The 14,787-nt window shown below is 56.1% G+C and carries 12 protein-coding genes; 4 read left to right on the top strand and 8 right to left on the bottom strand.

Translation table 11 applies throughout. From position 1 onward, the window contains the following. Position 1: 1 nt before the first annotated feature. From AACY18_RS13225 to rpmH, 8 genes are all read right to left on the bottom strand, one after another. Positions 2-799 carry a ParA family protein gene (locus tag AACY18_RS13225; RefSeq protein ID WP_221733258.1) on the bottom strand — a complete coding sequence of 266 codons (798 nt, stop codon included), beginning with the start codon at positions 797-799 and terminating at the stop codon, positions 2-4. Between the two features lie 18 nt (positions 800-817). Next, the gene (gene rsmG, locus AACY18_RS13220) at positions 818-1,462 is read right to left on the bottom strand and encodes a 16S rRNA (guanine(527)-N(7))-methyltransferase RsmG (RefSeq protein ID WP_339431429.1); all 645 of its coding nucleotides are present in this window, start codon (positions 1,460-1,462) and stop codon (positions 818-820) included. Further along, positions 1,459-3,357 (bottom strand): tRNA uridine-5-carboxymethylaminomethyl(34) synthesis enzyme MnmG, encoded by a 1,899-nt coding sequence (mnmG, locus tag AACY18_RS13215; protein WP_339465115.1) that lies wholly within the window; start codon positions 3,355-3,357, stop codon positions 1,459-1,461. Before mnmG ends, rsmG begins: the two co-directional genes overlap by 4 nt. Before the next feature lie 553 nt (positions 3,358-3,910). Next, complete coding sequence (gene mnmE, locus AACY18_RS13210; RefSeq protein ID WP_339465114.1) at positions 3,911-5,281, bottom strand: tRNA uridine-5-carboxymethylaminomethyl(34) synthesis GTPase MnmE; 1,371 nt, start codon at positions 5,279-5,281, stop codon at positions 3,911-3,913. Between the two features lie 81 nt (positions 5,282-5,362). Next, positions 5,363-7,045: a membrane protein insertase YidC gene (yidC, locus tag AACY18_RS13205; RefSeq protein WP_339431426.1), complete on the bottom strand. Its 1,683-nt coding sequence runs from the start codon at positions 7,043-7,045 to the stop codon at positions 5,363-5,365. Positions 7,046-7,047: 2 nt separating this feature from the next. Then, entirely contained in the window at positions 7,048-7,293 is a 246-nt protein-coding gene (yidD, locus tag AACY18_RS13200; protein ID WP_010465488.1) for a membrane protein insertion efficiency factor YidD, read from the bottom strand. Further along, positions 7,286-7,687 carry a ribonuclease P protein component gene (gene rnpA / locus AACY18_RS13195; protein WP_339431538.1) on the bottom strand — a complete coding sequence of 134 codons (402 nt, stop codon included), beginning with the start codon at positions 7,685-7,687 and terminating at the stop codon, positions 7,286-7,288. The genes yidD and rnpA overlap by 8 nt, the downstream gene beginning before the upstream one ends. A 16-nt stretch (positions 7,688-7,703) precedes the next feature. After that, entirely contained in the window at positions 7,704-7,838 is a 135-nt protein-coding gene (gene rpmH / locus AACY18_RS13190) for a 50S ribosomal protein L34 (protein ID WP_003213577.1), read from the bottom strand. A 565-nt stretch (positions 7,839-8,403) separates the two neighbouring features. Here rpmH and dnaA point away from each other — a divergent pair. The 4 genes from dnaA to gyrB are packed head-to-tail and all read left to right on the top strand — an operon-like array spanning position 8,404 to position 14,611. Further along, positions 8,404-9,927 carry a chromosomal replication initiator protein DnaA gene (gene dnaA / locus AACY18_RS13185; RefSeq protein ID WP_339431425.1) on the top strand — a complete coding sequence of 508 codons (1,524 nt, stop codon included), beginning with the start codon at positions 8,404-8,406 and terminating at the stop codon, positions 9,925-9,927. A 39-nt stretch (positions 9,928-9,966) separates the two neighbouring features. Further along, positions 9,967-11,070, top strand: coding sequence for a DNA polymerase III subunit beta (gene dnaN / locus AACY18_RS13180; RefSeq protein WP_221733252.1), 1,104 nt, complete (start codon positions 9,967-9,969; stop codon positions 11,068-11,070). 14 nt (positions 11,071-11,084) lie between these two features. Continuing rightward, complete coding sequence (gene recF, locus AACY18_RS13175) at positions 11,085-12,188, top strand: DNA replication/repair protein RecF (protein ID WP_053125303.1); 1,104 nt, start codon at positions 11,085-11,087, stop codon at positions 12,186-12,188. 5 nt (positions 12,189-12,193) lie between these two features. Then, the gene (gene gyrB, locus AACY18_RS13170) at positions 12,194-14,611 is read left to right on the top strand and encodes a DNA topoisomerase (ATP-hydrolyzing) subunit B (RefSeq protein ID WP_339465113.1); all 2,418 of its coding nucleotides are present in this window, start codon (positions 12,194-12,196) and stop codon (positions 14,609-14,611) included. Positions 14,612-14,787 lie beyond the last annotated feature (176 nt).

Raw genomic sequence — 14,787 nt, 5'->3', positions numbered from 1 at the left:
CTTAAGTTGCCTGAGCAGCGGCGATACGTGAATTTTTGCGCTGACGGCGAACCATTTCGCCCGCCAATGCCAGATAAGCCAATGCGCCGCGCGATTGCTTGTCGTAGGCCAGCGCCGGCATGCCGTAACTTGGCGCTTCAGCCAGACGAATGTTACGCGGGATCACCGTGTCGTAGAGTTGATCGCCGAAGTGCTCTTTGAGCTGCGCCGAAACGTCGTTCATCAGGCTCAGGCGCGGGTCGTACATGGTCCGCAGCAGGCCTTCGACTTTCAGGTTGGGATTGAGCAGTTCAGCGATGCGCTTGATGTTATCCACAAGGTCGCTCAAACCTTCCAGCGCAAAGTACTCGCACTGCATGGGGATAATCACGCCATCAGCAGCCACCAATGCGTTCAGTGTGAGCATCGACAGGGACGGCGGGCAGTCGATCAGAATGTAATCGTAGTTTTCACGGATCGGCGCCAGCGCGCTGCGCAGGCGGCTTTCCTTCATCTGCATTTCCAGCAGAACCACTTCAGCCGCGGTCAGGTCGCGGTTGGCCGGCAGCAGTTGATAACCGCCATGCTCGGAGTAGTGCATGGCCTGAGTCAGATCGCATTCGCCGATCAGCAGGTCATAGACCGAGTTTTCCAGGCCATGTTTATCCACACCGCTACCCATGGTGGCGTTGCCCTGTGGATCGAGATCGATCAACAGCACCCGGCGCTTGGTTGCGACCAGGGATGCTGCGAGGTTGATGCAGGTGGTGGTCTTGCCCACACCACCCTTCTGGTTCGCTATCGCGAATACCTTAGCCATTCTTGCTTGTGTTCCCAATCATGCCGTGCGGCGCAGTATCAGCAGATGGCGTTGGCCTTGGCAACCGGGTACGGCCAAGGCGTGTTCGCTATCGAGTTTGAAGTCTGCCGGCAATGCTACCAGCTCATCGGCCGGATGAACGCCCTTCATTGCCAGCCAGCGTGTATCCGCGTCGCCCAGATGGCGAGTCCAGTTGGTGAAGTTCTCCATGCTGCTGAACGCCCGGGAAATAATTCCGTTGAAGGGTTGTGCTGGCTGCAGAGCTTCGACACGACTGTGGATAACTTGGAGGTTATCCAGTTTCAATTCGAGTTTGACCTGGGTCAGGAAGCGGGTTTTCTTGCCGTTGCTGTCCAGACAGGTCACTTGCGAGTCTGGATACAGGATCGCCAACGGGATGCCCGGCATGCCGCCACCACTGCCAACATCGAGCCAGCGGCCGTTTTCGATGAACGACATCACACTCAGACTATCGAGCAGGTGGCGAGAAACCATTTCGTCAGGATCGCGAACAGCCGTGAGGTTGTAGGCCTGGTTCCACTTGATCAACAGTGCCAGATAACCCAGCAGCAATTCATGCTGGGTTTCACTGAGATTGACACCGAGCTCGCGGGCTCCTGTGGATAACTCTTCAGCGTGTTGCGAAGTGACCTTAGAACTCAAGCGCTTTGCTCCAACTGACGGCCCGCGCCGCGTTTTTTCAAATGAATCATCAACAGCGAAATCGCTGCCGGGGTCACGCCAGGGATACGCGAAGCCTGCCCAAGCGTCTCTGGACGGGTCGCGCCGAGCTTGCTCTGGATCTCCTTGGAGAGACCGGAAATGTTGGTGTAATCGATATCCACAGGCAGCTTCGTGTCTTCACTGGCGCGCAGACGGGCGATTTCGTCCTGTTGACGAGCGATGTAACCGGCGTATTTGGTCTTGATTTCAACCTGTTCGGCAACCTGGGGGTCTTCGGCACCGTTGCCGGTCACTTCGACCAGACCAGCGTAGTCGATTTCCGGACGACTCAAGAGGTTGAGCAAGTTGTATTCGTGGGTCAGCGGTGTGCCGAATTTTTCCGCAATCGCATCGCCTTGCGGTGTACCCGGGCGAACCCAGGTGCTTTTCAGGCGCTGCTCTTCGAGTTCGATGCTTTCGCGTTTCTTGCAGAAGGCCGCCCAACGCGCGTCATCGACCAGACCCAGCTCGCGACCTTTTTCGGTCAGACGCAGGTCGGCATTGTCCTCGCGCAGGATCAGGCGGTACTCGGCCCGGGAAGTGAACATGCGGTACGGCTCTTGTGTGCCGAGGGTGATCAGGTCGTCGACCAACACGCCGATGTACGCTTCATCACGGCGCGGGCACCAGGGTTCTTTGCCTTTGGCACGCAAAGCGGCGTTGGCACCGGCAAGCAAACCTTGCGCACCGGCTTCTTCGTAACCGGTCGTGCCGTTGATTTGCCCGGCGAAGAACAGACCGCCGATGACTTTGGTTTCCAGGCTGTACTTCAGATCCCGCGGGTCGAAGTAGTCGTACTCGATCGCATAACCCGGACGCACGATGTGCGCGTTTTCCATGCCGCGGATCGATTGCACGATCTGCAATTGCACGTCGAACGGCAAGCTTGTGGATATCCCGTTCGGATACAGCTCATGGGTGGTCAAACCTTCCGGTTCGATAAACACCTGATGGCTTTCCTTGTCGGCAAAGCGGTGGATCTTGTCTTCGATCGACGGGCAATAACGCGGGCCGATGCCTTCGATTTCACCGGCAGCGGAATACATCGGCGAACGGTCGAGGTTCGCGGCAATGATTTCGTGGGTGCGGGCGTTAGTGTGAGTAATCCAGCAGCTCACTTGGCGTGGATGCTGTTCTTTGTTGCCCATGAACGACATCACAGGGATCGGCGTATCCCCTGGCTGCTCGGTCATCACCGAGAAATCCACAGACTTGCCGTCGATACGCGGTGGCGTACCGGTTTTCAAACGACCGACACGCAGTGGCAGTTCACGCAGACGGTGAGCCAGCGCGATGGACGGTGGATCACCGGCACGGCCGCCGGAAAAATTCTGCAAACCGATGTGGATAAGTCCGCCGAGGAATGTTCCGGTGGTCAACACCACGGAGTCTGCGAAGAAACGCAGACCCATTTGCGTAACAACACCGCGCACTTGTTCCTGCTCAACGATCAGGTCGTCGGCAGCCTGTTGAAATATCCACAGGTTCGGCTGGTTTTCCAGAATTTCGCGGACAGCGGCTTTGTAAAGAATGCGGTCCGCTTGTGCACGGGTTGCACGTACGGCCGGGCCTTTACGGCTGTTCAAAACGCGAAACTGGATGCCGCCTTTATCGGTAGCCATGGCCATCGCACCGCCGAGGGCGTCGATTTCCTTGACCAGATGGCTTTTGCCAATGCCACCGATAGCCGGGTTGCAACTCATGGCGCCGAGGGTTTCCACGTTATGCGTCAGCAACAGGGTTTTTGCCCCCATACGTGCTGAGGCCAGTGCTGCCTCGGTACCGGCATGACCGCCGCCGATGACGATCACTTCAAAACGGGAAGGGAAATCCACCACGCACCTCGTGCCTGCTTAAGTAGGTCATTCAGGAAAAATTTGAGATCAGGTTTTTGGACCTGGTCGGCAAGTATAGGGACTTCGCCCTTCCTAAAGAACCCTTTGCACAAAATTTAACCAGCTGTGGAGAACTCGAGGTTAAAAGAATAAAAAAGAAAGAAATTTATAAAACCTTTGTTTTTATGTTTATTCTTACTGACCCGCCTTTCTGTGGATAAATCTCTACAGCCCTTTATATTCAATGTGTACAGAGATTCAAAACCCTGTGCCCATGTACCAATGAGGTCCTTGGATAACCGGTGTAAGCCTGTGGATGAAAGGGGTTGTTATCCACAGGGTGGGTTATATCCAGTTTTTTGGCCCTGTTATCAACTGACCTCAGAGGCAGTTATTCACAGGGCTTAATCCACAGAAATCTGTTGAATGAGCGCGAGTCGGGTACAGGGAGTCCGCTCAGGAAGAACACATCTGCCCGGCACTCAAGGAAGGATTTATAAAAAGAGGGAGTCAGACAGGCCGCGATTGGGCCTGTCTGTGAACAGCAGAAGGACTATTTTCCGATGCAGAAGCTGGAAAATATCCGTCCGAGCAGATCATCGGAGCTGAATGCTCCAGTGATTTCACCCAGCGAGTGCTGGGCCTGACGTAAATCTTCAGCCAACAGCTCGCCAGCGCCAGCCAAGGTTAATTGCGCACGACCGTGTTCAAGGGCCGCACTGGCATGGCGTAACGCTTCCAGGTGTCGCCGGCGGGCACTGAAACTGCTTTCCGAGGTTTGTTCGTAACCCATGCAGGCCTTGAGATGTTCGCGCAGCAATTCCAGGCCTTCGCCCGCCGATTTGGCGCTCAGGCTGATAGTCACATGGCCGTCATCGCTGACTTCCAGAACAATCGCTTCACCGGTCAGGTCTGCCTTGTTACGGATCAGGGTAACTTTGGCGGGATCGGGACGGATTTCGAGGAATTCGGGCCACAAGGCGAACGGATCCAGCGCTTCTGGAGCTGTCGCATCGACTACCAGCAGCACACGATCGGCTTCACCAATGGCTTTCAAAGCGCGCTCGACTCCGATTTTCTCCACCTGGTCGTCGGTATCACGCAGACCGGCGGTATCCACAACGTGCAGCGGCATGCCATCGATGTGGATGTGTTCGCGCAAGATGTCTCGGGTGGTACCGGCAATCTCGGTCACGATCGCGGCTTCGCGCCCGGCCAATGCATTCAGCAGGCTCGACTTGCCGGCATTCGGCCGTCCAGCGATCACCACCGTCATGCCGTCACGCAGCAAGGCACCCTGGCCGGCTTCGCACAGCACTGTGGATAATTCATCACGCACCTTGTCGAGCATGCTCAGCACATGGCCATCGGCGAGGAAGTCGATTTCTTCTTCCGGGAAGTCGATGGCAGCTTCGACGTAGATGCGTAGACCGATCAACTGTTCGGTGAGGTTATGCACACGTTGAGAAAACGCACCCTGCAAGGAACGCAGCGCGTTACGCGCTGCCTGTGCAGAACTGGCTTCGATCAGGTCCGCGATGGCTTCGGCCTGGGCCAGGTCGAGTTTGTCATTGAGGAACGCTCGCTCACTGAATTCCCCCGGGCGAGCCAAACGGCAACCCAGTTCGAGACATCGTTTGAGCAGCATATCGAGTACGATCGGGCCGCCATGGCCCTGCAATTCCAGTACGTCTTCACCGGTGAACGAGTTAGGCCCAGGGAAGTACAACGCCAGGCCTTCGTCCAACACCTGCTGATCGTCGCTGTAAAACGGTCCGTAATGGGCGTAACGCGGTTTCAGTTCTCGGCCGCTGATGGCTTTGGCTGCAACACTGGCCAACGGCCCGGAAATACGGACGATGCCCACACCGCCACGACCTTGAGCGGTGGCAACGGCTGCAATGGTTTCACGAGGTGTGCTCATAAACCGGAATCCAGACAAAAGTGACAGATAGCAAAACGCCCCACTAGGGGGCGTTTTGAGTGGTGTTATCCACAGAGCAAGTTACGCCTCGGCTTTTTTCGTCGCCGCTTCGATCTTACGCGTGATGTACCACTGCTGGGTAATCGACAGGCAGTTGTTCACAACCCAGTACAGCACCAGACCAGCCGGGAACCACAGGAAGAAGAAGGTGAAGATGATTGGCATCATTTTCATGACCTTCGCCTGCATCGGATCCGGAGGAGTCGGGTTCAACTGCTGCTGGATGAACATGGTTGCACCCATGATGATCGGCAGAATGAAAAACGGATCCTTGATCGACAGGTCAGTGATCCACAGCATGAATGGCGCTTGGCGCATTTCCACGCTTTCCAGCAGAACCCAGTACAGCGAAAGGAAAACCGGCATCTGCACAAGGATCGGCAAGCAGCCGCCCAGTGGATTGATCTTCTCTTTCTTGTACAGCTCCATCATGGCTTGCGACATTTTCTGCCGGTCATCGCCATGTTGTTCTTTCAGTGCAGCCAGTTTCGGCGCAACGGCACGCATGCGCGCCATCGATTTGTAGCTGGCAGCCGACAGAGGGAAGAAAAGCCCTTTGATCAGCATGGTCAGGAAGATGATCGACCAGCCCCAGTTACCCACAATCGCGTGGATATGTTGCAGCAGCCAGAAGATTGGCTGGGCAATGAACCAGAGGATGCCATAGTCGACGGTCAGTTCCAGGCCTGGGGACAACTGTTTAAGCACTGCCTGGCTTTTCGGACCTGCGTACAGAACAGCACTGGTTTCAACTTTGGCACCTGGGGCAGCGGTCAGTGTAGGACCGGTGTAACCGATGATGTAGTTGCCTTTGCTGTCTTTACGGGTCTGGACGATGTTGTTTTCGCCCTTGGCCGGAATCCATGCAGTCACGAAGTAGTGTTGCAGCCAGGCTACCCAACCACCGGTGACAGTTTCTTTGAGTTGGCCCTTGTCCATGTCCTTCATGGACACTTTCTTGTACGGCTCCGAACTTGTCCACAGGGCGGCGCCCAGGTAAGTCGCGGTACCGGTGGCAGTAGTGGACGAAGGATCGGCGCTGTTATCGCGCTTCAACTGGGCGAACATCGCGCCGTTCCAGGGCTGAGCGCTCTGGTTATCCACAATGTAGGAAACGGCTACGTCATACAGGCCACGTTTCAAGGTGAAACGCTTGATGTAATTGACGCCGTCCTTGCTGAACTTCAGGTCTACGACCAGTTGGTCCTGACCGTCAGCCAGTTGATAAGTCTTCTTCTCCGAGGAGTAGACAGGGCGACCTGCCGGATTGGCGTCCGGACCGTTGGTGCCGATCAGACCGCTTTGCGCCAGATAAACACGCTCGCCGCCGTTATCGAACAGCTGGAAAGGAACGTCCGGACGATCCTGACGACGTGGATACAGAGGCAAGGTCAGTTGAGCAACGTCACCACCTTGTGGATCGATCGCAAGATCGAGCACGTCGGTTTTGATCTGGATCAGATCCTTGCTGGCGGCTACCGGTGTTTCGGCAGGTGCGCTGGTATCGCTTGCGGCACGCGGAATATCGTCACTGGCTTCAGCATTATTGCCAGTGGCGGTGTCCGGCAAACCGGATGTAGTCGTACTGGAAGCAACATTCTGAGTCGGCAGGGCAGCTTGGCCATAGTCCTGGTTCCATTTAAGAACCATAACGTAGGCCACGATTGCCAGGGCGACGATCAGGATCGTGCGTTTGATATCCATGATTACTCGGCCATCGAAGAAGAACGGGAGGTAGGGATAGGTGGAACCGGGTCATAACCACCGGGATTCCACGGATGACAGCGACCTAAACGACGAAAGGTCAGCCAGCCACCGCGCAGAAGGCCATGATTTTCAATGGCTTCATACGCGTAGCAGGAACAACTGGGGTAGAAGCGACAGTGACTGGCCATCAGAGGACTAATGGCATAGCGATAAAACTGGATCGGAACGAGGGCCAGTTTACGCATCTGAACTGTCTACCCCTACAGTTTCGGTTTTGACTGCTGGAACTGGCTTGTTACGTGCCAAACGCTTCCAGAGTTTGCCGAAATGCTGAATCAATTCGGGGTTTTCTACATCACCTAAACCTTTGCGCGCGACGATAACGATATCCCAACCAACCAGTGAATCCTGGTGAAGACGGAACGATTCGCGCATCAAACGTTTGAGGCGATTGCGCTCAACGGAGAGCTTTACGCTCTTTTTCCCGATAACCAGCCCTAGACGGGGGTGATCAAGATCGTTGTTGCGTGCAAGGAGCAGGAGATTTTTCCCCGGAACCTTGCCGGTAGGGGAGTCAAAGACTGCCTTGAAATGCCGGGCGGTAAGCAGACGCTTTTCCCGACTGAAGTCCTGACTCACCTCCAGTGCCGGATTATCAAACTGCCAGACGCGCACGACCTTTGGCGCGACGACGCGACAGGACGGCACGACCGTTTTTGGTAGCCATGCGAGCACGGAAACCGTGGGTACGAGCGCGTTTGATAGTGCTTGGTTGGAAAGTACGTTTCATGTCGTGTTACCTGGTTCGTCCACAACGGGCCGGAATGGCCCCCGTTTTAAGAGACCGGGGATTCTAGAGAAAGCAAGCCTTCAGGTCAATTTCCAACCAACGTTTCCTTATAAATAGATCACGAGGCGTTTTTGGCCGACACCCTGTTCGCCATACATAAAAATAAAGAAGGGAATTATTTAAAGCTTTTCTGTAAAGCTTATAAAAGCTAGACCCGGCCCTGACTGTGGATAACTGCTTTCAGCCCTTGTTTTGCTTCGTGTACAGCCAATGACAACTACAGTGGAAAACGGTGTTCAGCCTGTGCTGCGCTGTCGGATAAGCTGTGTGTGGAATGGGCAGTTATCCACAGCCTGGTTGTCCACCGAGTTCAACCCCCACTTGTCCAGTGACCTTAGAGGCGGTTATCCACAGAGCTTATTCACACACCGTTGGTCGCCTTTTTTCCAGTTAACGCATTGATAAATCATGTTCACCGGGCAACCTGCATGTGGATAAGTAAACGGCTCGCCGCTACAATGGCCGCTTGTTTTTGCCTCACCGGCTTTCAACTTAGGGGATATCCGTGTCAGTGGAACTTTGGCAGCAGTGCGTGGAGCTTTTGCGCGAGGAGCTGCCGGCCCAACAATTCAACACCTGGATCCGTCCACTACAGGTCGAAGCCGAAGGCGACGAGTTGCGCGTTTACGCACCGAACCGTTTTGTCCTGGACTGGGTCAACGAAAAGTACCTGGGGCGCGTCCTTGAACTGCTTGATGAGCACGGCAACGGCATGGCGCCAGCGTTGTCCTTATTAATAGGCAGCAAACGCAGTTCGGCACCTCGTGCAGCACCCAATGCTCCGTTGGCCGCCGCGCAAGCTTCCCAGGCCCAGGCAAATGCCGCGCCTGCCAGCACGCCAGCGCCCGCCCCGACGCCAGCGGCGGCCAAGCGTTCTACTCAGAAAACCGCCGAAGTCAGTGAAGAGCCGTCCCGCGACAGCTTCGATCCGATGGCCGGTGCCGCGTCGCAGCAAGCCCCGGTTCGCGCCGAACAGCGCACCGTGCAGGTCGAGGGTGCGCTCAAGCACACCAGTTATCTGAACCGCACGTTCACCTTCGAGAACTTCGTCGAAGGCAAGTCCAACCAACTCGCCCGAGCGGCAGCCTGGCAAGTGGCAGACAACCCCAAGCATGGCTACAACCCGCTGTTCCTTTATGGTGGAGTGGGTCTGGGTAAAACCCACTTGATGCACGCGGTGGGTAACCATCTATTAAAGAAGAATCCGAATGCCAAGGTCGTGTACCTGCATTCAGAGCGTTTCGTGGCCGACATGGTCAAGGCACTGCAACTGAACGCGATCAACGAATTCAAGCGTTTCTACCGTTCGGTGGACGCTTTGCTGATCGACGATATTCAGTTTTTCGCCCGCAAAGAGCGCTCGCAGGAAGAGTTTTTCCACACTTTCAACGCCCTGCTTGAAGGTGGCCAACAGGTCATTCTCACCAGTGACCGCTACCCGAAAGAAATCGAAGGCCTTGAAGAACGCCTCAAATCCCGATTCGGGTGGGGGCTGACGGTTGCCGTCGAGCCGCCGGAACTGGAAACCCGTGTAGCGATCTTGATGAAAAAGGCCGACCAGGCCAAAGTCGAGTTGCCTCACGACGCAGCGTTCTTCATCGCCCAGCGAATTCGCTCCAACGTCCGCGAGCTGGAAGGTGCGCTGAAACGCGTAATCGCCCACTCGCACTTCATGGGCCGCGACATCACCATCGAGCTGATTCGCGAATCCCTGAAAGACCTGTTGGCGTTGCAGGACAAACTGGTCTCTGTGGATAACATTCAGCGCACTGTCGCCGAATACTACAAGATCAAGATCTCCGACCTGCTGTCCAAGCGCCGTTCGCGCTCGGTGGCTCGTCCGCGTCAGGTGGCCATGGCATTGTCCAAGGAACTGACCAACCACAGCTTGCCGGAAATCGGCGATGTGTTTGGCGGTCGCGACCACACGACAGTTTTGCACGCCTGCCGCAAGATCAACGAACTTAAGGAATCCGACGCGGACATCCGCGAGGACTACAAGAACCTGCTGCGTACACTGACCACTTGATGAACACCAGCGCAGCTTATTAAGGCAAGGGACTAGACCATGCATTTCACCATTCAACGCGAAGCCCTGTTGAAACCCCTGCAACTGGTCGCAGGCGTCGTCGAGCGCCGACAGACCTTGCCGGTACTCTCCAACGTGCTGCTGGTTGTCGAAGGCCAGCAACTGTCGCTGACCGGTACCGATCTGGAGGTCGAGCTGGTTGGTCGCGTGCAACTTGAAGAACCGGCCGAGACAGGCTCCATCACCGTGCCTGCGCGCAAGCTGATGGACATTTGCAAAAGCCTGCCTAACGACGCGTTGATCGACATCAAGCTCGACGAGCAGAAGCTGGTGGTGAAGGCCGGTCGCAGCCGCTTCACCCTGTCGACCCTGCCAGCCAACGATTTCCCGACGGTTGAAGAGGGGCCGGGTTCGCTGACCTGCAGCCTTGAGCAAAGCAAACTGCGTCGTCTGATCGAACGCACCAGCTTCGCCATGGCCCAGCAGGATGTACGCTACTACCTCAACGGTATGTTGCTTGAAGTATCGGCCGGCGTGATCCGCGCGGTGGCTACCGACGGCCACCGTCTGGCAATGTGCTCGATGCAGGCCGATATCGGTCAGCCGGATCGCCACCAGGTGATCGTGCCGCGCAAAGGTATTCTCGAACTGGCGCGTCTGCTCACCGAGCCGGACGGCAACGTCAGCATCGTTCTTGGTCAGCACCACATCAGAGCCACTACCGGTGAATTCACCTTCACCTCGAAACTGGTCGACGGTAAGTTCCCGGACTACGAGCGTGTTCTGCCCAAGGGCGGCGACAAGCTAGTGTTGGGCGATCGTCAGGCGCTGCGTGAAGCGTTCAGCCGTACTGCGATTCTGTCCAACGAGAAGTACCGTGGTATCCGTCTGCAACTGGCCAGTGGTCAGTTGAAGATCCAGGCCAACAACCCGGAGCAGGAAGAAGCGGAAGAAGAAGTGGGCGTTGAGTACAACGGCGGCTCCCTGGAAATTGGCTTCAACGTGAGCTATCTGCTCGACGTGTTGGGCGTAATGACTACCGAGCAGGTTCGTCTGATCCTGTCCGACTCCAACAGCAGTGCGCTGGTGCAAGAGTCTGACAACGACGATTCGGCTTACGTTGTCATGCCGATGCGCCTGTAATCAGCTGACTCTGGATGTCCTTAAGTCGTGTTTCGGTCACCGCGGTGCGCAATCTACACCCGGTGACCTTCTCCCCGTCCCCCCGCATCAATATCCTTTACGGCGCCAACGGCAGCGGCAAAACCAGTGTTCTGGAAGCCATTCATCTGCTGGGGCTTGCCCGTTCGTTTCGTAGCACGAGGCTGCTGCCGGTCATCCAGTACGAACAACTCGCTTGCACCGTGTTCGGTCAGGTGGAACTGGCCGAAGGTGGGCACAGTGCTCTGGGGATATCCCGCGACCGTCAGGGCGAGTTTCAGATCCGCATCGACGGCCAGAACGCCCGTAGTGCCGCGCAACTTGCAGAAATACTGCCGCTCCAGTTGATTAACCCGGACAGCTTTCGCCTGCTCGAAGGCGCGCCCAAGATTCGCCGGCAGTTTCTCGATTGGGGCGTGTTCCACGTCGAGCCGCGCTTCATGGCCACCTGGCAGCGCTTGCAGAAGGCCCTGCGCCAGAGAAACTCTTGGCTGCGGCATGGTACACTTGACGCCGTTTCGCAAGCGGTTTGGGACAGGGAGCTGTGCCAGGCCAGCGCTGAAATAGATGAATACCGCCGCGCTTACATCAAAGCCTTGAAACCAGTCTTTGAACAAACCTTGAGTGAACTGGTTGAACTCGAGGGTTTGACGCTCAGCTATTACCGAGGCTGGGACAAAGACCGGGAGCTGAGTGCCGTACTTGCCGGATCCCTGCAACGGGATCAGCAAATGGGTCATACCCAGGCTGGACCACAACGGGCTGATTTGCGTCTTAGATTGGGCGCACACAACGCCGCGGACATTTTGTCCCGGGGTCAGCAGAAGTTGGTGGTCTGTGCATTGCGGATTGCCCAGGGGCACTTGGTTAGCCAGGCCCGCCGCGGCCAATGTATTTATCTGGTGGATGACTTGCCGTCCGAATTGGACGAGAACCACCGTCGCGCGTTGTGCCGTTTGCTGGAAGACTTACGCTGCCAGGTTTTTATCACCTGTGTAGATCATGAATTATTGAGGGAAGGCTGGCAGACGGAAACGCCAGTCGCCCTGTTCCACGTGGAACAGGGCCGTATCACCCAGACCCACGACCATCGGGAGTGAAGGCATTGAGCGAAGAAAATACGTACGACTCAACGAGCATTAAAGTGCTGAAAGGCCTGGATGCCGTACGCAAACGTCCCGGTATGTACATTGGTGACACCGACGATGGTAGCGGTCTGCACCATATGGTGTTCGAAGTGGTCGACAACTCGATCGACGAAGCCCTCGCCGGCCACTGCGATGACATCAGCATCATCATCCACCCGGATGAGTCCATCACCGTTAAAGATAACGGTCGTGGCATCCCGGTCGACGTGCACAAAGAGGAGGGCGTTTCCGCCGCAGAGGTCATCATGACCGTCCTCCATGCTGGCGGTAAGTTCGACGACAACTCCTACAAAGTATCCGGCGGTCTGCACGGTGTAGGTGTTTCGGTAGTGAACGCGCTGTCCGAGGAGCTGGTGCTGACTGTGCGTCGCAGCGGCAAGATCTGGGAACAGACCTACGTCCACGGCGTACCTCAGGCACCGATGGCCATCGTAGGCGACAGCGAGACCACCGGCACCCAGATCCACTTCAAGGCTTCCAGTGAAACCTTCAAAAACATTCACTTCAGCTGGGACATCCTGGCCAAGCGGATTCGCGAACTGTCTTTCCTCAACTCCGGTGTCGGCATCGTCCTCAAGGACGAGCGCAGCGGCAAGGAAGAACTGTTCAAGTACGAAGGCGGCCTGCGTGCGTTCGTTGAATACCTGAACACCAACAAGACTGCGGTCAACCAGGTGTTCCACTTCAACATTCAGCGTGAAGACGGCATTGGCGTGGAAATCGCCCTGCAGTGGAACGACAGCTTCAACGAGAACCTGTTGTGCTTCACAAACAACATTCCGCAACGCGACGGTGGTACTCACCTGGTGGGTTTCCGTTCCGCACTGACGCGTAACCTGAACAACTACATCGAGCAGGAAGGCCTGGCGAAGAAGCACAAAGTCGCCACCACCGGTGACGATGCCCGTGAAGGCCTGACCGCGATCATCTCGGTGAAGGTGCCGGATCCCAAGTTCAGCTCCCAGACCAAAGACAAGCTGGTTTCTTCGGAAGTGAAGACCGCGGTCGAACAGGAAATGGGCAAGTACTTCTCCGACTTCCTGCTAGAAAACCCGAACGAAGCCAAGCTTGTCGTCGGCAAGATGATCGACGCCGCCCGTGCTCGTGAAGCCGCGCGCAAGGCCCGTGAGATGACCCGCCGCAAAGGCGCGCTGGACATCGCCGGTTTGCCAGGCAAACTCGCGGACTGCCAGGAAAAAGACCCGGCGCTGTCCGAACTGTACCTTGTGGAAGGTGACTCTGCGGGCGGCTCTGCCAAGCAGGGACGTAACCGCAAGACTCAAGCCATCCTGCCGTTGAAGGGTAAGATCCTCAACGTCGAGAAAGCACGTTTCGACAAGATGATCTCTTCCCAGGAAGTGGGCACCTTAATCACCGCGCTGGGCTGCGGTATTGGTCGCGAAGAGTACAACATCGACAAGTTGCGCTATCACAACATCATCATCATGACCGATGCTGACGTCGACGGTTCACACATTCGTACCCTGCTGCTGACCTTCTTCTTCCGTCAGTTGCCAGAACTGATTGAACGCGGCTATATCTACATCGCCCAACCGCCGCTGTACAAAGTCAAGAAGGGTAAGCAAGAGCAATACATCAAAGACGACGACGCCATGGAAGAGTACATGACGCAGTCGGCCCTGGAAGACGCGAGCCTGCACCTGAACGAAGATGCCCCGGGCATTTCTGGCGGAGCGCTGGAGCGTCTGGTCAATGACTTCCGCATGGTAATGAAGACCCTCAAGCGTCTGTCGCGCCTGTACCCACAGGAACTGACCGAGCACTTCATCTACCTGCCGGCCGTGAGCCTGGAAACGCTCGGCGACCACGCCGCGATGCAAGAGTGGCTGGCCCAGTACGAAGTCCGCCTGCGCACCAATGAGAAGTCCGGCCTGGTCTACAAGGCCAGCCTGCGTGAAGATCGTGAACGCGGCGTTTGGCTGCCAGAAGTCGAACTGATTTCCCACGGCCTGTCGAACTACGTCACATTCAACCGCGATTTCTTCGGCAGCAATGACTACAAAACCGTCGTCACCCTCGGCGCTCAGCTCAGCACTCTGCTCGACGAAGGCGCTTATATCCAGCGTGGCGAGCGAAAGAAAGCGGTTACCGAGTTCAAGGAAGCTTTGGACTGGCTGATGGCTGAAAGCACCAAGCGCCACACCATTCAGCGATACAAAGGTTTGGGCGAAATGAACCCGGATCAGCTGTGGGAAACCACCATGGACCCAAGCGTGCGTCGCATGCTCAAAGTTACCATCGAAGACGCCATTGGCGCAGACCAGATCTTCAACACCCTGATGGGTGATGCGGTCGAACCTCGCCGTGACTTCATCGAGAGTAATGCTTTGGCGGTTTCGAACCTGGACTTTTGATTTCGTGTTTGGCGCTTTTAACGGTTCGATCTTCTCGGTCGAAAGCGGAGAAAAAGAGGTGTTGACAGCAGCGTGTAACGCTGTAGAATTCGCCTCCCGCTGACGAGAGATCGAAGGCGCAAGTGGTTGAAGTTGTTGAAGAATTCTTCGAAAACTTCTGAAAATAACCACTTGAC

Origin of the sequence: Pseudomonas sp. EA_65y_Pfl2_P74, from assembly GCF_963970575.1 — a bacterium.
GTDB lineage: Bacteria > Pseudomonadota > Gammaproteobacteria > Pseudomonadales > Pseudomonadaceae > Aquipseudomonas > Aquipseudomonas baetica_A.
Note: the sequence above shows the minus strand (reverse complement) of the source record. Positions and strands in the feature narration are given on the sequence as shown.